The sequence below is a fragment of the Solibacillus daqui genome (genome assembly GCF_028747805.1).
Taxonomy (GTDB): Bacteria; Bacillota; Bacilli; order Bacillales_A; family Planococcaceae; genus Solibacillus; species Solibacillus daqui.
This window is the reverse complement of sequence record NZ_CP114887.1, coordinates 2,989,721-3,012,649: the sequence shown is the minus strand read 5'-3', so window position 1 is coordinate 3,012,649 and position 22,929 is coordinate 2,989,721. Positions and strand designations below refer to the sequence as shown.

19 protein-coding genes are annotated in these 22,929 nt (G+C 38.2%); 14 read left to right on the top strand and 5 right to left on the bottom strand.

The genetic code is table 11. The features are described 5' to 3' along the window. Positions 1-134 precede the first annotated feature (134 nt). The 6 genes from O7776_RS14685 (at position 135) to O7776_RS14660 (ending at position 7,743) form a co-directional block, all read left to right on the top strand. Positions 135-935 (top strand): DUF1444 domain-containing protein, encoded by an 801-nt coding sequence (locus tag O7776_RS14685; RefSeq protein ID WP_274307762.1) that lies wholly within the window; start codon positions 135-137, stop codon positions 933-935. An 8-nt stretch (positions 936-943) separates the two neighbouring features. Next, positions 944-1,558: a YtpR family tRNA-binding protein gene (gene ytpR, locus O7776_RS14680; RefSeq protein ID WP_274307761.1), complete on the top strand. Its 615-nt coding sequence runs from the start codon at positions 944-946 to the stop codon at positions 1,556-1,558. Between the two features lie 285 nt (positions 1,559-1,843). After that, entirely contained in the window at positions 1,844-5,083 is a 3,240-nt protein-coding gene (locus O7776_RS14675; protein ID WP_274307760.1) for a DNA translocase FtsK, read from the top strand. A 140-nt stretch (positions 5,084-5,223) separates the two neighbouring features. Next, positions 5,224-6,522 (top strand): UDP-N-acetylmuramate--L-alanine ligase, encoded by a 1,299-nt coding sequence (murC, locus tag O7776_RS14670; protein WP_274307759.1) that lies wholly within the window; start codon positions 5,224-5,226, stop codon positions 6,520-6,522. A gap of 194 nt (positions 6,523-6,716) precedes the next feature. Further along, the gene (locus tag O7776_RS14665; protein ID WP_274307758.1) at positions 6,717-7,226 is read left to right on the top strand and encodes a DUF948 domain-containing protein; all 510 of its coding nucleotides are present in this window, start codon (positions 6,717-6,719) and stop codon (positions 7,224-7,226) included. 34 nt (positions 7,227-7,260) lie between these two features. Further along, the gene (locus tag O7776_RS14660) at positions 7,261-7,743 is read left to right on the top strand and encodes a YtxH domain-containing protein (RefSeq protein WP_274307757.1); all 483 of its coding nucleotides are present in this window, start codon (positions 7,261-7,263) and stop codon (positions 7,741-7,743) included. Between the two features lie 86 nt (positions 7,744-7,829). On the opposite strand, the gene O7776_RS14655 is transcribed toward O7776_RS14660, so the two are convergent. Further along, positions 7,830-9,986: a cell division protein FtsA gene (locus O7776_RS14655; protein ID WP_274307756.1), complete on the bottom strand. Its 2,157-nt coding sequence runs from the start codon at positions 9,984-9,986 to the stop codon at positions 7,830-7,832. A gap of 179 nt (positions 9,987-10,165) precedes the next feature. Here O7776_RS14655 and O7776_RS14650 point away from each other — a divergent pair, with 179 nt between their 5' ends. The 3 genes from O7776_RS14650 (at position 10,166) to ccpA (ending at position 13,427) form a co-directional block, all read left to right on the top strand. Beyond that, a complete protein-coding gene (locus tag O7776_RS14650; RefSeq protein ID WP_241369489.1) occupies positions 10,166-11,251 on the top strand; it encodes a bifunctional 3-deoxy-7-phosphoheptulonate synthase/chorismate mutase in 1,086 nt (361 codons plus the stop codon). Between the two features lie 555 nt (positions 11,252-11,806). Next, positions 11,807-12,196, top strand: coding sequence for a MarR family winged helix-turn-helix transcriptional regulator (locus tag O7776_RS14645; RefSeq protein WP_274307755.1), 390 nt, complete (start codon positions 11,807-11,809; stop codon positions 12,194-12,196). 232 nt (positions 12,197-12,428) lie between these two features. Beyond that, positions 12,429-13,427, top strand: a complete 999-nt coding sequence (gene ccpA, locus O7776_RS14640; RefSeq protein ID WP_274307754.1) for a catabolite control protein A — start codon at positions 12,429-12,431, stop codon at positions 13,425-13,427. 129 nt (positions 13,428-13,556) lie between these two features. Here ccpA and O7776_RS14635 read toward each other — a convergent pair whose 3' ends face one another. The 4 genes from O7776_RS14635 to O7776_RS14620 all read right to left on the bottom strand — a co-directional run bounded on the left by O7776_RS14635 (position 13,557) and on the right by O7776_RS14620 (position 16,640). After that, the gene (locus O7776_RS14635) at positions 13,557-13,970 is read right to left on the bottom strand and encodes a universal stress protein (protein WP_274307753.1); all 414 of its coding nucleotides are present in this window, start codon (positions 13,968-13,970) and stop codon (positions 13,557-13,559) included. Positions 13,971-14,174: 204 nt separating this feature from the next. Beyond that, positions 14,175-15,338 (bottom strand): acetoin utilization protein AcuC, encoded by a 1,164-nt coding sequence (locus O7776_RS14630; RefSeq protein ID WP_274307752.1) that lies wholly within the window; start codon positions 15,336-15,338, stop codon positions 14,175-14,177. Further along, positions 15,335-15,982 carry an acetoin utilization AcuB family protein gene (locus O7776_RS14625; RefSeq protein ID WP_274307751.1) on the bottom strand — a complete coding sequence of 216 codons (648 nt, stop codon included), beginning with the start codon at positions 15,980-15,982 and terminating at the stop codon, positions 15,335-15,337. The genes O7776_RS14630 and O7776_RS14625 overlap by 4 nt, the downstream gene beginning before the upstream one ends. A 25-nt stretch (positions 15,983-16,007) precedes the next feature. Next, a complete protein-coding gene (locus O7776_RS14620) occupies positions 16,008-16,640 on the bottom strand; it encodes a GNAT family N-acetyltransferase (protein ID WP_274307750.1) in 633 nt (210 codons plus the stop codon). 164 nt (positions 16,641-16,804) lie between these two features. Here O7776_RS14620 and acsA point away from each other — a divergent pair, with 164 nt between their 5' ends. The 5 genes from acsA to O7776_RS14595 all read left to right on the top strand — a co-directional run bounded on the left by acsA (position 16,805) and on the right by O7776_RS14595 (position 22,885). After that, entirely contained in the window at positions 16,805-18,532 is a 1,728-nt protein-coding gene (gene acsA / locus O7776_RS14615; RefSeq protein WP_420802125.1) for an acetate--CoA ligase, read from the top strand. A gap of 185 nt (positions 18,533-18,717) precedes the next feature. Beyond that, positions 18,718-19,752, top strand: coding sequence for an N-acetyl-gamma-glutamyl-phosphate reductase (gene argC / locus O7776_RS14610; RefSeq protein WP_274307749.1), 1,035 nt, complete (start codon positions 18,718-18,720; stop codon positions 19,750-19,752). 16 nt (positions 19,753-19,768) lie between these two features. Further along, positions 19,769-20,992 carry a bifunctional ornithine acetyltransferase/N-acetylglutamate synthase gene (gene argJ / locus O7776_RS14605; RefSeq protein ID WP_274307748.1) on the top strand — a complete coding sequence of 408 codons (1,224 nt, stop codon included), beginning with the start codon at positions 19,769-19,771 and terminating at the stop codon, positions 20,990-20,992. Continuing rightward, positions 20,955-21,731 carry an acetylglutamate kinase gene (argB, locus tag O7776_RS14600; RefSeq protein WP_274307747.1) on the top strand — a complete coding sequence of 259 codons (777 nt, stop codon included), beginning with the start codon at positions 20,955-20,957 and terminating at the stop codon, positions 21,729-21,731. Before argJ ends, argB begins: the two co-directional genes overlap by 38 nt. Next, positions 21,728-22,885, top strand: coding sequence for an acetylornithine transaminase (locus O7776_RS14595; RefSeq protein WP_274307746.1), 1,158 nt, complete (start codon positions 21,728-21,730; stop codon positions 22,883-22,885). Before argB ends, O7776_RS14595 begins: the two co-directional genes overlap by 4 nt. Positions 22,886-22,929: the final 44 nt, after the last annotated feature.

Sequence of the window (22,929 nt, the reverse complement as noted above, 5' to 3'; positions counted from 1 at the left end):
GTTCACAGTTGTGGACCGTTTTGTGTTGGTAGATAAGATTGTATGCATTTTCCAAGGAAATCTACATAAGAAAATACATCAATTCGCGCTATTTGGCGCGAATTGTGTTTTTCTAATAGAAAAGGAGTGACCTCATGGAATCGAAACAATTAGTAGCGGAACTGAAAAAAAGATTAGGTGAAGCACATTATACATTCATATTCGATGAAAAACATGATAAATTGCGTCTCGATAACAAAGTAATTAGACGTGGTATGGATATTTCTTTAGCAGAAATTTTAGCAAAATATGAAACAAAAAAACAACGAGCAATCGATGAAGTCGTTTATACAATTGAGCAAACCTTTGCAGCAATGACACATGAGCAAGAGCAGGGTTTTGAAGGCTTAGCATCAGTGTATCCAGTTGTTCGTTCGACTTCCTTCCAAAAAAAGTCTAATGAGGGGCACGCATTTGTCACAACAGATCATACTGCAGAAACACGCATTTTTTATGCACTTGATTTAGGCACAACGTATCGCTTAATTGATGAATCGATGCTGCCCAAATTAAACATTACAGCGGAGCAAGTACGTGAGATGGCACGGTTTTCTGTCAAAAAATTACCGACTTCTGTCAAACGTGATGAAGTTTCGGGCAATGTCTATTATTTTTTAAATCATAATGACGGCTATGATGCGAGTCGTATTTTAAATGACGGTTTCTTAAAAGAGATGGCCAGTCAAATTGAAGGCGAAATGACGGTGTCTGTGCCACACCAAGATGTACTAATTATTGGTGATATTCGTAACGATGTAGGTTATGATGTATTAGCACAGATGACGATGCACTTCTTTACAGTGGGGGCCGTTCCAATTACGAGCCTTTCATTTGTATATGAAGATGGTCGTTTCGAACCAATTTTTATTTTAGCGAAAAACAAGAAAAGGGAGTAAGAATATTTATGAAAGTAGCTTACAACAAAGTACATGTAGGGGACGTATTATTAGTTCAATTAGCAATGGAATCAATCGTAAAAACACAAATGGAGCGAGTTGGTGACATCGCGATTTTAAAAGAAGAAGCGACGGGTGAAGTAAAAGCATTCAATTTATTTAATGCGAGCAAATACGTGGCACTTGATGTAGCAGGTAACGTAGAAGTAACACCTGAATTAGTAGAAAAATTAGAAGCTGCAATTAAAGAAAACGGCGTAGAAATTTCGTTAGACGTAGATTTCACACCTAAATTTGTTGTAGGTTTAGTAGAATCAAAAGAAAAGCACCCAAATGCAGATAAATTAAGCGTTTGTAAAGTAAACGTTGGTGAAGAAACATTACAAATTGTATGTGGTGCACCAAACGTAGATGCAGGTCAAAAAGTAGTGGTAGCAAAAGTAGGTGCAGTGATGCCATCAGGTTTATTAATTAAAGAAGGTAACTTACGTGGCGAAGATTCATTCGGTATGCTTTGTTCAGCGCGTGAGCTAGCAATTCCAGGCGCACCAGAAGTAAAAGGGATTTTAGTATTAGAAGAAACTGCTGAAGTAGGTAGTGCATTTACAGTACCAACTCGATAATTGAAACAATAGTCAGTACGTAGCGTAGTCTTTCGTACTGACTTTTTATTTTGCCTTGAAAAAACATTGTGATGTGCGCATTTATGCAATAAATATGATATGCTTTTGAGGTATACATATTTTTAGTGGATAAAAAAGTATAAATTATTTCAATGAAATCTACATTAGAAAAAATAGCATTTCGCACTAGGTAGTACGAAATATATTTTTTTGACGTATTTTATGAAAGACCGATACAAATAAACTATTTGTAAGGCAATGTTTTGATAGAAAGAAGTGAAATAAATGAGTTGGGTTAAAAATCAATTTAATAAATTATTTAAATTGGATGAAAATGAAGATTATTATGAGGAATACCTTGAGGAAGTCGAGCAACCAGCTCAACAAATTAGTCAGAGACAGCAAGATTTTTACGAAGAGCCGCAGCAGCCAAAAAAGACATTTCGTTTTCCATTAATTGATGACGAATATGAGACACAATCACAGCAGCAACATGTCGAGCCACAAACGACAAGCTATTACGATGAGGATCGAGCACAATTATCACTACCGAATCATTTACAAAAGAGACCAACAAATGAAATATTAGAAGTTGAGGTTTCCGGCATTCGTGATTTATTAGAGCGTCGCCGAAAAGGTAAGGGACATTCGAATGTTATTCGTACACCAGAGCAGGTACGTAATGTTCCTGTGACGAAGGAAGAACGACAAATATTAACAAAAAATCCTATGCGGGAAGATTCAAACATCAACAGGGAATTCGTCAATCCGTTAGAAAATCGTAAACGCTTTGTTCCAACTGACGTACCATCACCGGTGCATGGATTTTTGAAACCGACACCGATTGAGCAGTTAATCGAAAAGCAACATGGCCAACAACAAAACTTAAAACAACCTCAACCTATTGATGAACAAGTACAACATGAGGTAGCTGCATCAGAAGTTGTGGAAGATATTCTGCCTCCTAAACCAATTGAGCCAATTGTACAAGATGCGCCGTCGAATGAAGTGATTGTCGAAGAAATTGCTACTACAATCGAGCGGATAGCAGTGTTAGAAGCTGCAGATATCGAACAAAACCAACCTGTCGCAACAAATATGGAACCAGCAATTGCTGAAGAAATCGAAATTCAAGCTTTAGAACCAATTTTATTTGAAGATGAACCAGTTGCGGTAGAAAGTGACATCGCAATTCTCGAGCCACTACCTGAAGAAGCTGAGCCACCAGTGATATTATTGGCAGAGGATAAACAAGTACCTCAAGAGTCTACAGTAGAAGAGGCTTTAAATGATGTGCAGGTAAAGCATGTCACGATTGAAAATTCTACGATTCATATTGGGCAGCTAAATGTGGAGCAACTACCTCAGAAGGAGCAAGACAAAATTATTGAGCAAGCACAGCAAGTAAATTCATTGCAAGTGCAACCAGAGCCTACAGGAAGTCGCTTACCGTTTAATGTCTTGATGTTAAAATCAGATAAACAGAAGCTATTAACAAAGCAATTTGTTGCACAGCAATTCAAACAATCTGATGTTGAAGAGGCAATCGAAGAACCAAAACTTTTTGAACAAGATACAGTAGTAGAGAAGATTATTGAGGAAGTTCTACAAATAACTGAAGATCAACCGCAAGCTATTACAGAAGAAACTCACGTGGAAAACGCTGTTCAACAGGAACAACCAATTCAATTTGAAAAACAGTCAGAAATTGAAACGGAAGCCCCAGTGATATTGATGCCACAAGCATTCGAACAAACTGTAGGAGCGTTAACTGAGCTAGACCAACAACCACAAACAACAGCAATTGGACTGTTAGATCGTGAAACTAGCAAAGAAGAGTTAGAGCAGCATGGACAAGATGAACAAGATGAACAAGATGAACAAGATGAACAAGATGAACAAGATGAACAAGATGAACAAGATGAACAAGATGAACAAGATGAACAAGATGAACAAGATGAACAAGATGAACAACAGGTTGTAATTGAGGACGAAATACAACTACCCACATCTGTAGACATAGTACAAGATGAACATGAATCAGCTTCAACAGTAGAAGAAGAGCCCATTATTGAAGAACAACCAATGATCGAGCCAATTAAAAAACGCATACCATATGTTAAACCACCACTAGATTATTTAGTGCCGCCAGAGGAAATGATAGAAGACCGTGATTGGATGGACGAACAAGGTGAAAATTTAGTTGAAGCATTGTCGTATTTCCAAATTCAAGCGAATATTGAGTCAATCGTACAGGGACCAGCCGTTACACAATTTGAAATTACAGTTGGTCAAGGCACGAAAGTAAGTAAAGTGCGTAATTTAGCGGACGATATAAAATTAGCTCTTGCTGCAAAGGACATCCGTATTGATGCACCAATCCCAGGGAAACGCTCAATCGGTATTGAAATTCCAAACCGTATTTCTCGTTCTGTAAGGCTTTCGGAAGTGACAGATTCTGAATCATTCCGCAACTCAGATTCGCCATTAGAAGCGGCACTAGGATTAGATTTAACAGGGAAGCCAGTTACAATTGACTTACGAAAAATGCCACATGGATTAATCGCGGGGGCTACAGGCTCAGGAAAATCGGTCTGTATTAACTCCATTTTAGTGAGCTTACTTTACAAAGCCAATCCAAATGAGTTAAAGCTAATGTTAATTGACCCGAAAATGGTTGAATTAGCGCCGTTTAACCATATTCCGCATCTAGTAAGTCCGGTTATTACCGATGTAAAAGCCGCAACAGCAGCATTAAAATGGGCAGTTGAAGAAATGGAAAGACGTTATCAGTTATTTATGCATAGCGGTGCACGTAAAATTGAAGCATACAATAAAATGTGTGATGAAAATGGCATGCACGCGCAGAAATTGCCATACTTATTAATAGTTATTGATGAGTTAGCGGATTTAATGATGATGTCACCGCAAGATGTAGAGGATAGCATATGCCGTATTACGCAAAAGGCACGTGCAGCAGGTATTCACTTAATCGTCGCGACACAACGTCCATCGGTGGATGTTATTACTGGCTTAATTAAGTCAAACATCCCAACACGTGTCGCCTTCTCAGTTTCATCGCAAATTGATTCACGAACAATTTTAGATGCACAAGGAGCTGAGCGCTTACTTGGTCGAGGGGATATGCTATATTTAGGTAACGGTATGTCAGCACCAACACGTATTCAAGGTACATTTGTAACGGATGATGAAATCGAAGAAATTATTGATTTTGTTCGTGAACAAGGGGAGCCTGAATACATTTTCAAACAAGAAGAACTATTAAAACGATCTGAAGCAATCGAAGAACAAGATGAGCTGTTTGAAGAAGTATGCCGTTTTGTTTATGAACAAGGTTCGGCTTCTACTTCACTGTTACAACGTAAATACCATATCGGTTATAATCGTGCGGCGAGATTAATTGATATGTTAGAGCGTCAAGGGTACGTTTCCGAGCCAAAAGGAAGTAAACCGAGAGACGTCTTTATTACGGAAGAGGATTTAGTCTTACAGTTTGGTGACTAAAGAACTAAAAAATACATGAAAAAGAATAATTTGAATTGTTGTTCTATTATCGTTCCGTGTATTTAGTGCTATAATGTATAAAGAATTTGAAATATTTTAATTCAATGGGATCGTTGCATCCTAGGAGGGTTTTAACAATAATGACACGCTATCATTTTACCGGTATTAAAGGTTCAGGCATGAGTCCACTTGCACAAATTTTATTTGATGCTGGAGAGTACGTACAAGGTTCTGATGTCGACACATATTATTTTACGGAGCAGCCTTTACGCGACCGAGGAATTGAAATTTTAACATTTGACGAAAATAATATTACAGAAGGATTAACAGTAATCGCGGGGAACGCATTTCCTGACGAGCATCCTGAATTAGTACGTGCACGTGAATTAGGCGTAGAAGTAATCCGTTATCATAAGTTTTTAGGCGACTATATTAACCGTTACACATCTATTGCAATTACTGGTGCACATGGTAAAACATCAACAACAGGCTTAATGAGTCATGTTATTGGTGGATTTATGCCGACTTCATTTTTAATTGGAGATGGCACAGGAGCAGGGAAAGAAGATGCTGCGTATTTCGTTATGGAGGCATGTGAATACCGTCGTCACTTTTTAGCATATCACCCAGATTATGCTGTGATGACGAATATCGACTTCGATCACCCAGATTACTTTAGCGATATTGAGGATGTATATAGTGCATTCCAATCGTTAGCGCTCCAAGTAAATAAAGCAATTATCGCTTGTGGGGATGATGAGCAACTACAAAAAATTCAAGCGAATGTACCAGTTGTTTACTATGGCTTCGGTCAAGAAAATGATTTTGCAGCACGCAACATCGTGAAAACTACAGAAGGTACTGAATTTGATGTGTATGTGCGCAATGAATTTTATAGTAAATTCTTTATCCCGTTATTTGGTGACCATACAGTACTAAACTCACTTGCAGTAATTTCGTTATGCCATTATGAAGGTATACCAGCAAATTTAGTGCAGGAACGTTTATTGACTTATGGTGGTGTTAAACGCCGCTTCACAGAAACAAAAATTGGAAATGCGGTTTTAGTGGATGATTATGCACATCACCCAACAGAAATTGCAGCAACATTACAATCAGCACGTCAAAAATATCCAGAGCGTGAAGTAGTGGCTATTTTCCAACCACATACATTCTCGCGTACAAAGGCATTTTTACAAGATTTTGCGGATAGCTTGAGCCCAGCAGATGCGACATATTTATGCGATATTTTCGGATCAGCCCGTGAAAAGCAAGGCGAGCTATCAATTCAAGATTTAGCAAACTTAATTGAAGGTTGTGAAGTATTAACATTAGAAACAATCGATCACTTGAAAAAATACGACAATGCTGTATTCCTATTTATGGGTGCAGGCGACGTGCATAAATATCAAGAAGCATTCGAAGCCATTTTAAAATAGTAAACAATCAAACAGCTTACCGGCACGACTGGCTAAGCTGTTTTTCATACATATATCAAAAATTTGTGTTTTATTCCAAGTTTGAATGGGGAATATGTAAATGTGGACAAAATTGTCATTCTATTTATAGAAAAGGGATTGTCTTATTTTTTGTTGAATGTTTAAATTGAATTAGATAGAGGAGGTCATATTGGATGGAAGTAGTGCTTTATATTGCAGCACTTGTGGCAGCAATCGGCTTTTTAGTCTTATGTATAAGTATTGGTATGACGCTGTTTTCATTAAAGAATACATTAAATTCAATCGCGGGAACAGTAGCAGGAATTGAAGGGCAACTAGAAGGCATCACACGTGAAACAACGAGCCTACTAACAAAAACTAATGCTCTAGCAGATGATATTTCGGATAAATCAGAGAAATTAAACTCTGTTATTCATGCAGTAAAAGGTGTTGGTGATTCAGTCAATAGTTTAAACACCTCAATACAAAAAGTTACTTCTTCGATTTCTACAGAGGTTCACAAAAACGAAGAAAAAATTGCACAAGTTGTTCAGTGGAGCAATGTTGCGATGGGAATTGCTGACCAATGGCGTCAACGCAAGCCGATTAACCAAGATGACATTGTCTATACAAGTACAAAAACAAATGAAACACCTCCAGCGATGGAACCAAAGCAAAAATTTGGATTTTTTAAACGTAAATAATTATTAATTTTATGACATAAGGGGGAGATTTGTTATGAAGGTAGAACAACCAGTAAATTACAACGCAACTCAAGATTTTACGCAAATTAATGACGCCATTTATGGGGATGATAAAATTCACGGAAAAGATTTTATTATTGGTGCATTAGTCGGTGGTATTGTCGGAGCAGCAACGGCCTTATTACTTGCACCAAAAGCAGGTAGCGAATTGCGTAATGATGTAGCCATTCAAGCGGTAACACTTAAGGATAAAGGGATTGAGCTATCAGGAACAGCGAAAGAAAAAACTGTACAACTATCATCACAACTTAAGGAACAATCTACAACAATTGTAGAAAAAGTAAAAGCAAAAACGGCAAAACAAGCACCGATTTTGGATGATGGTACGGTCTCCTCTGAGGGTGAAGAACCACTTGGAAATGAGTATGAAGCAATAATCGATGGAATTGCTGAAGAAGAAGCACAAGTTACACAGGGCGACGTTGCAAACTCAACACGTCATACGGATGTAGAATAATAAAAACGGCTCTCAAGCATTTTGAGAGCCGTTTTTAAATGGAAAATTAGCGGAGATAATTATTTATTTACTTTTGACGCTAATTTTTATTGTGAAACGGTTTGTTCAGATAATTGGATTTCTAAACGGTCACCGCCGAAAATTTCAGCATCAAACATTGATGGTTGTCCATTTCGTAAAATCGTAAATGAACCTTTAAATGTGGTTGGCAGCTGCCATGTTGAAAAGCGGAATACATCTTGGTAAATCCATTTGCTCATATCTTTTTCTAAAATTTTAATTGTTGCGCCATTCGGTACGGTTGAGCCGCTCTCAACAACATGACCATTGACGGAAAATTCGCGAGCTTGCTTCATGAGCTCTACCTGTTCATTTTGGAAGGTTACGACCACTTTTTCTTCTAGCAATATATCCAAATGTGCAGCGATTTGATCAGCTGTTGGTAAAGAGCTTTGATCAAAAGTGATTACATCGCCATTTTGAACAGGGTAATTAATTTTAACAGGTTTGCCGTTTATCGAAGGCTGTGATGAAAACTCAGGCAAGTATAATGGCTTGCCATCGATATGCACACAATAGGAATTAAATTGCTGTAACTGCATCAAATTATTTGTGTGCTTAAAAGCATCTTCTATTGTTTCAATTGATTCGACCATAACAACATCGCGATCCACTAAAGCCGTATCTAAGTTTACGATGGTACCATTAACGTGGACTCTTGGTTCAATCATATGCAGATTTTCTTGAATGGTAATCGACTTGATTGTGGCACCATCTATAATTTCTCGGACAGATACTTTTGCATCGGCACCATCAAGACCTGGAATAAGATCGATTTTATCACCGCTCTTAATTTGTGTTTTTGTCGATGCGGCTTCACCATTCACTAAAATTTGGGCAGCTTGGCCATGTTCGCCTGGAACAAATATACTTTGTCCGTTTACTGTAATTGATAATCCGTGTCCTGGTTTTCCATAAAGTTGCTTCGCACGAATATTTGCGGCTAAAAATGCATCGCCAACAGTCATTTCTTTTAGCTCAAATAACCGAACAACTTGTTCATTTACTGTTAAAGACATATAGTGAACGGGTGCTTTTTGAGCTGCAATGGCAATTCCAATAGGTGTAACAAGTTCAGGAGTTGGTTCGATATGCTCGGCACGCGTTAAGTTTTGAATAGCATTGACGTCACGTACAGCTACTCGGTTTGTTGGTAATTGTAGAATTTTGCAAATTTCTTCAGGTAAGTTTGGTGTTAAACTACCACCGCCAACAAGCATCACCGCTTTTGGCGCAATCTGGTTGTTTAAACGTAAAATCTCTTCCCCGATTGATTTTGCTAAGTTTTCGATAGCGGGGTATATTGCTTGTAACACTTCTTCACGAGGGAAGTATTGGTCAAAGCCTAAAATATCTTGAATTAAGATTTCATCGTTTGTATGCATTTGTCGCTTTGCTGTCTCGGCAATCGGAAAGTCGAGTAAATAATGGTCACTTAATGCCTCGGTAATTTCATCACCAGCAGTTGGTACCATCCCATATGCCACTACAGTGCTCTTGTCGGTAATCGCGATATCGGATGTCCCTGCGCCAATATCAACAAGCGCAACATTTAAACGACGCATTGTTGGTGGAATTAATACATTAATAGCCGCGATTGGCTCTAATGTTAAAGCCTCCATTTCTAAATCCGCGCGTTTTAATGCGGCAAGTAATGATTCGACAACGACACGTGGTAAAAATGTAGCGATGACTTCAACTGTTGCTTCATCGCCTTGCTGATCAAGGAGGCTACCGATTTCTTCACCATCTAAACGGAAATGTAGTACTGAATAACCTACACAATAATAATGGTTATTTTTTGCATCTCCTTTTTGTTGTAGAAGCTGTTGCTGAGCTTGTTGAACCGCTTGAAGTTCTAAGCGGTTAATATCCTCTTCGGTAAAAATTGGACGATTTTTTATTGAAATAGTAACGCTTGCTTGCTCAGTTTTTAAAGCACGACCAGCTGCGGCTACACTTACTTTTTGTAATTGCCCATGTACCTGTTCTAATTCGGCTTTAATTTCTTTGATGAGTTCTGCAACGTATAAAACATTATGTATTTGGCCGTCTACCATCGCACGTTCTTTATGTTCTTTTACTAAAATATCGGATACATGGTATTGGTCTCCAAGTTGTTCTAGAATAATACCTACAACTGAACGAGTACCGATATCAAGTGCAAATAATTTATTGGTCATTTGAAAACGCTTCCTTTCTAACTATTTCTGCAATTAACTTTAGCGAGTTGAAGCGCTAAATTAAAAATGCGTGACAATTTGGTGAGAGTTGATTATAATAAGCTTATTATTTAAAAATGTATCATACTTTTAAGTTATCTTAAAGTGCCGGATACGCAAAGAAGAGGGGTAAGAGGAATATGAGTCAACAAGATTTAGAAGGCTTACGTATCCAAATTGACAGCTTGAACTTGGATATTTTACGTTTAATTAACGAACGTGCCGCTGTCGTAGAAGAAATCGGTAAAATTAAAGAAAAGCAAGGCGTAAACCGTTACGATCCATTACGTGAGCGTCATATGCTTGATTTAATTAAGAAAAATAACAATGGTCCATTAAATCAAATGACGGTTGATTATATTTTCAAACAAATCTTCAAAACGGCTTTAAAGCAACTTGAAGCAGAAAAGAAAAAAGAATTACTGGTTTCACGTAAGGAAAAGTCAGAAGATACTGTCATTAATGTGAACGGTGAGCTAATTGGTTCAGGTACACCTTCTTTTGTATTCGGACCATGTGCGGTTGAATCATTCGAGCAAGTTGCAGCAGTTGCTGCTACAATTCAAGAAAAAGGCTTAAAATTAATTCGCGGTGGTGCATATAAACCACGTACATCACCATACGATTTCCAAGGATTAGGCTTAGACGGCTTAAAAATTTTAAAAGAAGTATCTAAAGAATATGGCTTAGGTGTCATTACAGAAATTGTAACACCATCTGATTTAGATCATGCTTTAGATTACATTGATGTTATCCAAATCGGTGCACGTAACATGCAAAACTTTGAATTATTAAAAGCTGCAGGTGCAACGAACAAGCCAGTATTATTAAAACGCGGTTTAGCAGCAACAATCGACGAGTTCATTCACGCTGCAGAGTATATCATGTCAAAAGGGAATGAAAACATCATTCTTTGTGAGCGCGGTATTCGAACGTACGAAAAAGCAACACGTAATACATTAGATATTTCAGCTGTACCAATTTTAAAACAAGAAACGCATTTACCAGTAATGGTAGACGTAACACACTCTACAGGTCGTCGTGATTTATTATTACCGTGTGCAAAAGCGGCAATCGCGATCGGTGCAGATGGTGTAATGGCTGAGGTGCACCCAGATCCATCTATTGCGTTATCTGATCAACAACAACAAATGGACATCCCAACGTTTAATGCGTTCTACAATGAAATTTTAAAATTCATGAAGCAATACGAAGTTTCAAAATAATATAAACAATCCCTCTGATGTTTATTAGAGGGATTGTTTTATTTTTGAAGAACATAATAGTGAGAGCAAAATGTTAAAGGTTTATAAGTGAATGGTTTACTTGTAAACTATTTGTGTTTTACAATGGAATTAGTTCAACATGGGTAGTGTTATTTAATGAAATTAATAGATAAAGTTGTTATTATTATAGGCATTGGTTTAATTGGTCAACCAATATAAGGTGGTTATGTATCGTCAAAAGAAGTCATTCATGTTGCAACAGAAATAGTTGGATAAATATAATATTAACTTGATTAGACCAATTTCAAACATTCCTGTCGTAGAGGTTTGTAAACAAGTATGGATGAAGCGACATTAAACCGTATTCCATTAGGTTGGTGGGGTGAGCCAGAAAAAAATTTCGGCGAAGTTGCTGTATTTTTAACTTCTGAAGACGCGAGATACATCATTGGCTAAATCATTATGGTTAATGGTGTTTCAGTATAATAACACTAATAAATTTGTGAGCTAGGGGTGCTTTTTATCACTAAGGAAAATATTTTTCAATTGATTCACATGACTGAATTAATAAATAATGAAAACATTGTCAAATTTACAAAAAAATTTAAGTATCCAATCGGCATTTCTCCAATTTTAGTATTATTAGAATTAAAAGATAATGGGCTACTTAAACAAGTGGAATTAGCAGATCGTTTAGGCTATACGAAAGGTGCAATGACAAGTATTGCGAATAAGCTTGTTACGAATCAGTTAGCGGAGCGAGTATTCGACGAAAATGATCGTCGCATAATTCGATTATGCATTACAGATAAAGGGAAACAAGCATTATTTGAAGCAAACAAGATAGGAAAAGAAATACATTTAGATTTATTTTCGGCATTAACAAATGAAGAAATTCAAATTTATGTAGCCTTACAACAAAAGATTCTCAATCGACAAGACTAAGCTCACCATGAAGGACTGTGCGGAAAGTAATCAACTTTCAATACAGTCCCTTGCTAACTTGTATTAAATATGATTATATGCAACACGAGTTGTTCATAATATTAGGAGAAATCTAGTAAATTACTTGGTTTTAGATTGAAAATGGAAATGAAAGTATTATATGATGATGTTATACATAAATATGGGTTAGGCCATCATTTATTGAATTTACAAGTTAAAGGGGGAGATTAGTTTGACTGTCACAATTTACGATGTTGCACGCGAGGCTAATGTTTCGATGGCGACAGTATCACGCGTAGTAAACGGAAATCAAAATGTTAAGCCGACAACTAGAAAAAAAGTATTAGAAGTTATTGAACGACTTGAATATCGTCCAAATGCGGTTGCACGTGGGCTAGCGAGTAAAAAAACAACATCAGTAGGAGTCATCATCCCTGATATTTCAAACAATTTAAATGCTGAGCTTGCGCGCGGCATTGAAGATATTGCAACAATGTATCGCTATAACATTATTTTAGCAAATTCAGACCAAAATGAAGAAAAAGAGCTTTCATTACTTGATACAATGCTTGGCAAACAGGTAGATGGTATTGTAATGATGAGTGAAGAAGTAACGGAAAACATTCAGCGTGCAATTGAAACATGTCCGGTGCCTATTGTGCTAGCAGGGTCAATATGTGAAACGGAAGAAATTGCATCGGTTAATATCGATTATTACACAGCGGCAAAAGAAGCAGTCCAACTATTAATTAGCAACGGGCACTCACGTATTGCTTTCGTATCTGGCCCACTGCAATATACGGTGAATGGTCAACATAAGTTAACGGCTTATAAAGATACATTAGCACAGGCAAATATCGAAATTGATGAAGCGTTAATCGTAGCAGGGGATGACTCTTATGATGATGGCTTAGAAACCTGGGCTACATTGGCAGCACTTGATGTACCACCAACGGCAATTTTTGTTGGCAATGATGAATTAGCAATTGGTTTAGTTCACGGTATTCAAGACAGTGGTAAAACGGTGCCAGGTGATGTTGAAATCATCAGCTTTGAAAATTCAAAATTAGCACGAATGGTACGCCCACAGCTTACAAGTGTTGTATTGCCACTATACGATATCGGCGCGGTAGCAATGCGATTACTGACGAAGTTTATGAACAAAGAGGAAATAGATGAGCAGCATGTCATCCTGCCTCACCGTGTGGAACAACGCGATTCAAGTAAATAAATATAGGAGCTATTCAAAACGTAGAAAGATTTTGGACAATACGCTCTTCATGATCAGCCTTGTGCTTATGTTCATTTTTGGCGCAAAGGGGACAACCTAGAATTACTATTGGTTGTCCCCCTTTTTGAATTATTTAACTAATAAAGTGGAGCAGTTTGCGTTTTTTGTTACATAGGTACTTACGCTACCGAACACCATTTCTTGCATTGGGTTTAAGCCACGGCAACCTATAACTACTAAGTCTACTTTTTTGTCGTTTGCATAGTTTGAAATCATACGACCAGCTGGGCCGTGTACGATTGTTAATTTGGAATTTGGATGATTTGCTTGAATGTATTCTTGTTCTTGCTTTAATTTTTGAGCATATTCTGCTTCTAAATTGTCTAAAGTACCTGCACGTACAGCTTGCGATGTAATACCTTCTGTTGGAATGACAGAAAATAGCTCAATGAACGATTCTTCAGAAGCAATTTTTACGGCGTCCTGTGCTGCTCGTAATGAATTTTCAGAACCGTCAACAGCTAGTAAGATATGTTTATACATAAAAAAACCTCCAATCCGTTAATAAGATTATTATAGTTCATTTTTTCAGTATTTGCTGTGAAAAACAAACGAACTTTAGATATGTACAACTCTCGTGAAATAGCACGAGTGCTTGTCGTATCTTATACGGATTACACCGAAAAACTTAATATATTCCAATCAAAAAACTATGCAAACTTGTAAAAGACTGCATAGTTACTACACTTATATACGATTTTTCTCTGAACGAACCATATGTAAGGCTTTTTCTAGCATTTGTGCATTTTTTTCCTCAATTTCAGCTTTACGTGGAATAGCCTCGTATAATGGGTGGGGATCTTCCCATGTTGGAATGAATGGTACCGGTGATTCTACTTGCCATTTTTCTAACCATGCTTGGGGAAGAGGACCAGTTGGCGCTTGTTGATCGGTCATTTCTGTCCAAATATAGCTCCAAGCGCGGGGTACAACACGCCAAATATCGTAACCACCACCACCAACTGCAATCCATCGTCCATTACAATATTCATGTGCTAATTTATGTGCAAGTTTAGGGATTTCTTTATAGATATTCATTGTGCCATATAAATGTGTAAGTGGGTCAAAGTAATGTGCATCTGCTCCATTTTGTGTTAACACAACATCAGGCTTAAAAAACTCAAACACTTCGCGCATGGATTGCTCATATACTTGTAAAAAACTTTCATCTTCAGTGAAAGCGTCTATCGGGAAATTGAATGATGTTCCATAACCTTCACCATTGCCACGCTCGGTAATACTACCTGTACCCGGAAACAAATAACGACCTGTTTCATGAATGGAGAGGGTGCACACATTTGGGTCATCGTAAAACGACCATTGTACGCCGTCCCCGTGATGAGCATCCGTATCGACATAGAGAACGCGTAAGCCGTATTTTTCTTGTATGTACTTAATAGCTATACTGCTATCATTGTAAATACAAAATCCTGATGCGCGCCCGCGAAAGCCATGGTGTAAGCCTCCACCGAGATTAATAGCGTGCTCGGATTTCCCTTGTAGCACATAGTCAACGGCTTGTAGTGTACCACCAACTAGCAGCGCACTTGCTTCATGCATGTTTGTAAACATCGGTGTATCTTCTGTACCAATGCCATAAGGCTCACCTTGTAAAGAAGTGAGTTCACCGTGACCTGCCTTTTTGACGATTTCAATATATTGTGGGTCATGCGCAAGTGCGATTTCTTCATCGGTTGCCATGCGCGCAGGTACGATGTCATCATCGGATAGAGCATCGATATTTTTAAGTAAATCAATAGTTAAATGTAAGCGTTTATGATTAAACGGGTGAGTGTCCGAAAATTTGTAATTGAGCTGATCTGGCGAATAAATAAAAACAGCTTTTTTCATAGTGTTACGCCAGGCACATGTGGCCACAGGACGTCGTAGCCTTGATTTCGTAAAGCTTCAATAATTTGTAGTGGGTTAATTACTTGTAATCGGACACTTAAAATCTTAGTTGTTTCACTTTCACCATCTGGATAGACGAGTAAACTTAATACATTGGCCTTGTTTTCATGAAATACTTTTGTAATTTCAAACAATATACCTGGGCGATCATCGACACGGATATCAATTTTAGAGCCCGGTTGATTTGTACCTGTTAATTCGATATACGTATACAGTAAATCGGTTGTTGTCACGATTCCGATCAATTCGTTAGCTGAAACAATCGGTAAGCAGCTAATTTTAGATTCATAAAATGTGAGTGCGACTTCTTCTACAAAATCGAGTGGATGGCCAACAAGTGGATTTTTCGTCATAACTTCTTCAATTGCTGCATCGTAAATAGTGGAATTTGGCTCTTCTCTTAGGCACGAAGGAAGTGCTTTTTTTATGTCATGGTCTGTAATGATTCCTACTATCTTTTTTTCTTTATTAATTATTGGAACATGACGGATATTTTTTTCACGCATTAAGCGCACGGCGTCACGCACAGAGTTTTTTGGCGTTAGCGTATGTAATTCCCTGTTCATAATTTCTTCGACAATCATTTTATAATCCCCCTTGTGATAAGAATTAATACATGAAACGATTTCTAAAGCGCAGTTTGTCAAAACGTTCAAGCGTATCTGTTTCAACACGTGCCCCTACACGTCCCATTAAACAGTTCGCAGGATGAGAGGTAATTTCAGGGTCATCCGTTGCATAGTATTCAAATTTGGCAGATGTCATCATGCGCTCCATCATATTTCGATAATCCCACACTGTAAGACCTGTCCCTTTTAAATCCCAATGCCAATAATACTCAGTTGTAATGACTAAATAATCCTCCATTGTATCGTCCATAAACGATACCTCCAATAATTTTTTCCCTGCCCCTGTGCCACGAAACGTGGGAATAACTTCAATTGCACCGAGCTCAATCATATTTGGAATACGATCTTCTGCCCACCTTTCAAGCGGATCCGGATACAAATACGTCACATAACCGACAACTGTATCGTCTTGTCGGATGACGATAATGCGGCCTTCTTCTAACTTTGCAATTTCTATTAGCGCCTCGTGTTGCTGATGTGAAGGCCTAAATGCTTTTAAATCTTCGTGTAATGTATACGAAGCAAGCCTTGTAGAAGGAACAGGACCTTCTACTAAAACTTTACCATGCCTCGTTTCGAATTCAAGGCAATAATGATTTTTCACATGATTCATAGTCACACCACCTGCTTATGATATTTCCATTATACTCTATTTTATGTTAAAAAAAGCTTAAATTTACGGTCAATATCTTAATTAAGTGAAAATTTAAAAAACTTTTGCCTATTATAGTACAGTGTTGTAAAATTGGTGTATGTTATATATAAGGGGGATTTTTCATGGGGATGAAAACGATGGAGAAATTAGCTGTGATTCCAGGGGAGCATAATTTAAAAAATTATGAGGAAACAGCTAACACACATGACTGGGAAAACACTGAAAAGGCATTTTCTTGGTATGAAACAGGTAAGGTCAATATTGCATATGAAGCAATTGATCGCCATGTGGATACAACACTAAAAAACAAAGTTGCACTACATTATAATGATGGGACACGTAAAGAAGCATATTCATTTGAAGACATGAAGAATTATTCAAACAAAGCTGCAAATGTCATCAAGGATAAATCGAAATTGCAAAAAGGGGATCGTATTTTCATTTTTATGCCTCGGACGCCAGAGCTTTATTTTAGCTTATTGGGCTCAATTAAAATTGGCGCAATTGTTGGTCCACTGTTTGAAGCATTTATGGAAGGAGCGGTATATGATCGTTTAGCTGATAGTGAGGCGGTAGCACTTGTGACTACACCAGCACTATTAAGTCGTGTTCCACTGGATAAATTGCCACATTTAAAAACAGTTTTTTTAGTTGGCGATGATATTGAAGAAACAACAAACATTATCGATTTTAATAAGCAATTACAAGAGGCATCTGAGGACTTTGACATTGAATGGGTTGATAAAGAAGATGGCTCTATTTTACATTATACATCGGGTTCAACAGGGGCACCTAAAGGAGTCCTGCATGTACATTATGCAATGGTGCAACAATTCCAAACAGCACAGTGGGTATTGGATTTAAAGAAAAATGATATTTATTGGTGTACAGCAGATCCGGGGTGGGTTACTGGAACAGCATATGGAATTTTTGGTCCATGGTTAAATGGCGTGACCAATGTTATCATCGGTGGGCGCTTTAGTCCACAAGCTTGGTATAGTGCCATTCAAGAATATGGCGTAACAGTATGGTATAGTGCCCCGACTGCATTTCGCATGTTAATGGGGGCAGGACCAAATGTCATTAGCCAATATGATTTATCGTCACTTCGTCATGTATTATCGGTTGGGGAGCCGTTAAATCCAGAAGTAGTCCGATGGGGTGTAGAAACATTAAATCATCGTATTCATGATACGTGGTGGATGACTGAAACAGGTGGGCACATGATTTGTAATTATCCAACTATGACTATTAAACCAGGTTCAATGGGTAAACCAGTACCAGGTGTTTATGCAACAATTGTTGATGACTCAGGCAATGAAGTGCCGCCATTTACAATGGGGAATTTAGCGGTGAAAAAAGGTTGGCCGGCAATGATGCGTCAAATTTGGGGCAATCCAGAACGCTATGAATCATACTTCTTAAAAGGAGAATGGTACGTTTCGGGGGATTCTGCTTATATGGATGATGAAGGCTACTTCTGGTTCCAAGGACGTGTTGATGATGTTATTATGACAGCAGGTGAGCGTGTTGGTCCTTTTGAGGTTGAAAGTAAATTATTAGAGCACCCTGATGTAATTGAGGCAGGGGTAATCGGTAAGCCCGATCCAGTGCGTGGTGAAATAATTAAAGCATTTGTTTCTTTACGCGAAGGTGTAGAACCAACTGAAGAGCTAGAATCCGAAATCCGTGACTTCGTAAAAACAGGGCTTTCAGCGCATGCAGCACCACGTGAAATCGAATTTAAAGAGAAGCTTCCAAAAACACGAAGCGGTAAAATTATGCGCCGAGTGTTGAAAGCATGGGAATTAAACCTACCAACAGGCGATCTTTCAACAATGGAAGACTAAGTTCAAAAGGCAAAGCTACGATAATAATAGCTTTGTCTTTTTTTACTTTTATGTAATATAAAATAAAATTTTAGAATTATCGATAAATATATAAAAATACAGTTGACTAAATATTTATACATAATTATACTTAGTTTTATCTTTTATTTAAACTAACGTACGAAATGAAAATTCGAGGTGACATGATGAAGGTAGGTATTATTGGTGCAACAGGCTATGGCGGTTTAGAATTGTTGCGCTTTTTGCATAACCATAAAGAAGTAGAATTAATCGGTTTATTTACATCATCTGAGGAAGGAACAATTTTTTCAGATAAGTTTCCCCATTTAACAGACCTATACAATGTACCGTTAAAAAAAATTGATTATGATGCATTGGCGAAATACGATGTAGTATTTGCAAGCACGCCATCAGGAGTATCCAGTAGCCTTTTCCCACCTCTTGTTGGTTTAGGGCCAAAGCTAATTGATTTATCGGGTGACTTTCGATTAAAGGATTTAGCGAGCTATGAGCATTGGTATAAAAAAACTCCAGCACCACAAGACGCCGTTAACAAAAGCGTTTATGGATTAACTGAGTGGAATGAACAAGAGATTCGTCGATCGGAATTAATCGCCAATCCAGGCTGCTATCCGACAGCTGTATTATTGTCGTTATTGCCACTACTAAAGCATAAATTAATAGATCCAAATTTTTTAATAATTGATGCGAAAAGCGGCATTTCAGGTGCGGGTAACAAGCCATCACAAACGTCACACTTTAGCGAAGCGAATGAAAGCTTCTCGATTTATAAAATTAACGAACATCAGCATATACCAGAAATTGAACAGGCAATTGGTTTATTTGCAGGTGTCGATACAAAAATCACATTTAATACACATTTAGTACCGATGACACGCGGTATTTTAGCAACGTCTTATGCGCACGTAACAGATGGTGTTACGCAGCAACAATTAATTGATTGTTTAAATGAAACGTACAAAAATCATCCGTTCGTTCGTGTTATCCAAGATGCGAATGCGGTTGGTACAAATCGAGTAAAAGGTTCTAACTACTGTGATATTTACGTCAAGCTTGATGAACGAACAAAGCGCGCAACAATCATTGGGGTGATTGATAATTTAGTTAAAGGCGCGGCTGGTCAAGCGATTCAAAATATGAATGTTCAATTCGGGTTACCACAACAAACAGGTTTACAACTTGTACCATACTTTATTTAATTAGGGGGCAATATCAATGGCATCAACAATTGAAATGAAAAAATTATCGAGCAAAAATATCGTATCACCAAAAGGCTTTACAGCAGCAGGTGTACATTCAGGTATTAAGCATAAGAAAAAAGATTTAGCGATTTTAATTAGTGAAGTTCCTGCAAGCGTTGCAGGTGTATTTACAACAAATGCTGTGCAAGCAGCGCCAATTAAAGTTACAAAAGAAGTTGTTTATAATACGAAAAAAATGCAGGCAATGATTGTTAACTCAGGCAATGCCAATGCTTGTACAGGTAAACAGGGGTTAGAGGATGCATATGAAATGCAAAAGCTAGCAGCAGAAAAATTAGGCATCGATGCGAGTTTAGTAGGGGTAGCATCAACAGGTGTAATCGGCGAAATTATGAAAATGGAGCCAGTCAAAAATGGTATGGCATTACTTCAACCAGATTCAAAACTAGAAAACGGCATTGATTTTGCACAGGCAATTATGACAACAGATACGGTGATGAAAAATACAACGTACGCAACGGTAATTGATGGTAAGGAAGTTTTAGTATCTGGCGCGGCAAAAGGTTCTGGTATGATCGAACCAAATATGGCAACAATGCTTGGGTTTATTACAACAGATGCCAATATCGAATCAGATGAATTACAAAAAGCATTATCAAGCGTAACAGACTGCACATTTAACTCTATTACAGTTGATGGTGATACATCTACAAATGACACAGTTGTTGTGATGGCAAACGGTTTAGCGGGGAACGAATCATTATCACCAACACATCCAGACTGGGAAAACTTCTATACAGCATTACGCCTTGTCGCAGAAGACTTAGCAAAATCAATTGCACGTGATGGGGAAGGTGCAACGAAATTAATCGAAGTTGAGGTAGAAGGTGCGGTTTCAGACGAAGAAGCACGTAAAATCGCGAAAACAGTTGTCGGCTCACCTCTTGTAAAAACAGCGGTGTTTGGCTGTGACGCGAACTGGGGCCGTATTATTGCTGCAGTTGGCTATTCAGGTGCAACGGTTGATCCAGAAAAAATTACAATTAAGATTGGCGGCGCGACGATGGTTGAAAACGGCGAGCCGATTAAATTCTCGGAAGAAGCGCTTATTGATATTTTAAAGCAGCATGAAGTGAAAATTTATGTGTCACTTGAAGTAGGAGAGGGACACGGCTTTGCATGGGGGTGTGATTTAACTTATGACTACGTTCAAATCAACGCATCTTACCGCTCGTAAAATGGTGATTAAGCTTGGAGGTAGTACGCTAGAAGGTCTTAATGAGGCCTTCTTTCGCAATTTCAAAGCCTTACAAGCACAGGGCATCCAACTAATTATTACGCATGGTGGTGGCTCAGCAATTAACCGAGAACTCGCATCATTCGGGATTACATCGCATATTGTAAATGGCTTACGTGTCACTAGCGAAGAAATGATTGGTATTGTACAATCGACATTAATTGGTAAGGTGAACCCTGCACTTGTACATGAGCTTCATGCTGCTGACATTACGGCAATCGGATTAAATGGTTTTGATAACGCACTTTTAACAAGTGATTATTTAGACTTTGCTACGTATCAATATGTTGGTGAAGTGAAGAAAGTGAATGTGAATATTTTAAATATGTTAACATCAGCAGGTGTTGTGCCGGTCATTGCTTGTATTGGGGCTACCGAAGATGGTCAAGCGCTTAATATTAATGGTGATACGGTAGCAAGTGAAATCGCGCTTGCAGTGGGTGCGGATTGTTTATTACTCGTAACGGATGTTGCGGGAATTCGCATTAATGATGAATATCAAACAGAAGTAACACCAAGCTTAATCAATAACTGGATTGAAGAGGGCCACATTTACGGTGGCATGATTCCAAAAGTACAAGGGGCGTTAAATTGTTTACAAGCCGGTATTCCATCTGTCCAAATTGTCAATGAAACGTTGACAGGTACGACGATTAAAAGTGAGGAGCTAGTAGGATGAGTGCATTATTTCAAAATTACGCAAGAAGACCTTTCGCAATTGTCGAAGGGAAAGGAACAGAAGTTTTTGATACAACAGGAAAGCGTTATTTAGATTTTACAAGTGGTATTGCAGTTTGTAGCTTAGGGCATGCCCACCCAGTAATCGTAGAAGCCATTAAAACCCAAAGTGAAAAGCTATGGCATATTAGTAACTTATTTGAAAGTCCAGGACAAGAGCAACTTGCGGCATCGTTAGTAAAGGATATTCCATTAGATTACGCTTTTTTCTGTAACAGTGGTGCAGAGGCAAATGAAGCAGCAATTAAGCTAGCACGTAAGCATACAGGGAAACATAAAATCATCGTGTTCGAGCAAAGCTTCCACGGTCGTACATTTGGTGCGATGAGTGCAACGGGGCAAGATAAAGTACGCCAAGGTTTCGGCCCATTAGTAAGTGAATTTATTACACTACCGTTCAATGATGTAGAACAATTGAAAGCCTCGGTTGATTCTGAAACAGCAGCCATTATGCTTGAAATTATTCAAGGTGAAGGTGGCGTTAATAGTGTAACGGAAGAGTTCGCACATGCAATTGCGGACATTCAGGCAAACTCAGATATATTAGTCATTGTCGACGAAGTACAAACAGGTATTGGTCGTACAGGTACACGCTTTGCATTTGAACAAACAGCAATCAACCCAGACATCATGTCCATGGCAAAAGGGCTTGGTGGCGGATTCCCGATCGGTGGTATTTTAGCGAAAGAGAAATTTTTCAATACATTTAGCGCGGGTACACATGGTACAACGTTTGGTGGTAATCCATTAGGCGTTGCAGTAGCACAAACAGTCATTAACAACGTATTCGACGAAGCGTTTTTACAAAATGTGCAACAGAAATCTGCCTATTTTGTAGAAAAACTACAGCAAGCATTCCCTGAAGAAAAATACACGATTCAAGGGAAAGGCTTAATGTTAGGTCTTGGTTTAGGCGGAGAAGATGTAGCACCGTACGTAATGGCGTTAGATGAAGCGGGGTTATTAACGGTAGCAGCAGGTCCAAAAGTGATTCGTTTATTACCTCCATTAACGGTGACGGAGCAAGAAATCGATGAAGCAGTTGCAAAATTACAAGCAGTCATTAAAAATAGCAGAATCGAAGTGGATAAATAAAAAAACGCCCGAGTTCAAATTTGAGCTCGGGCGTTTTTGATCAT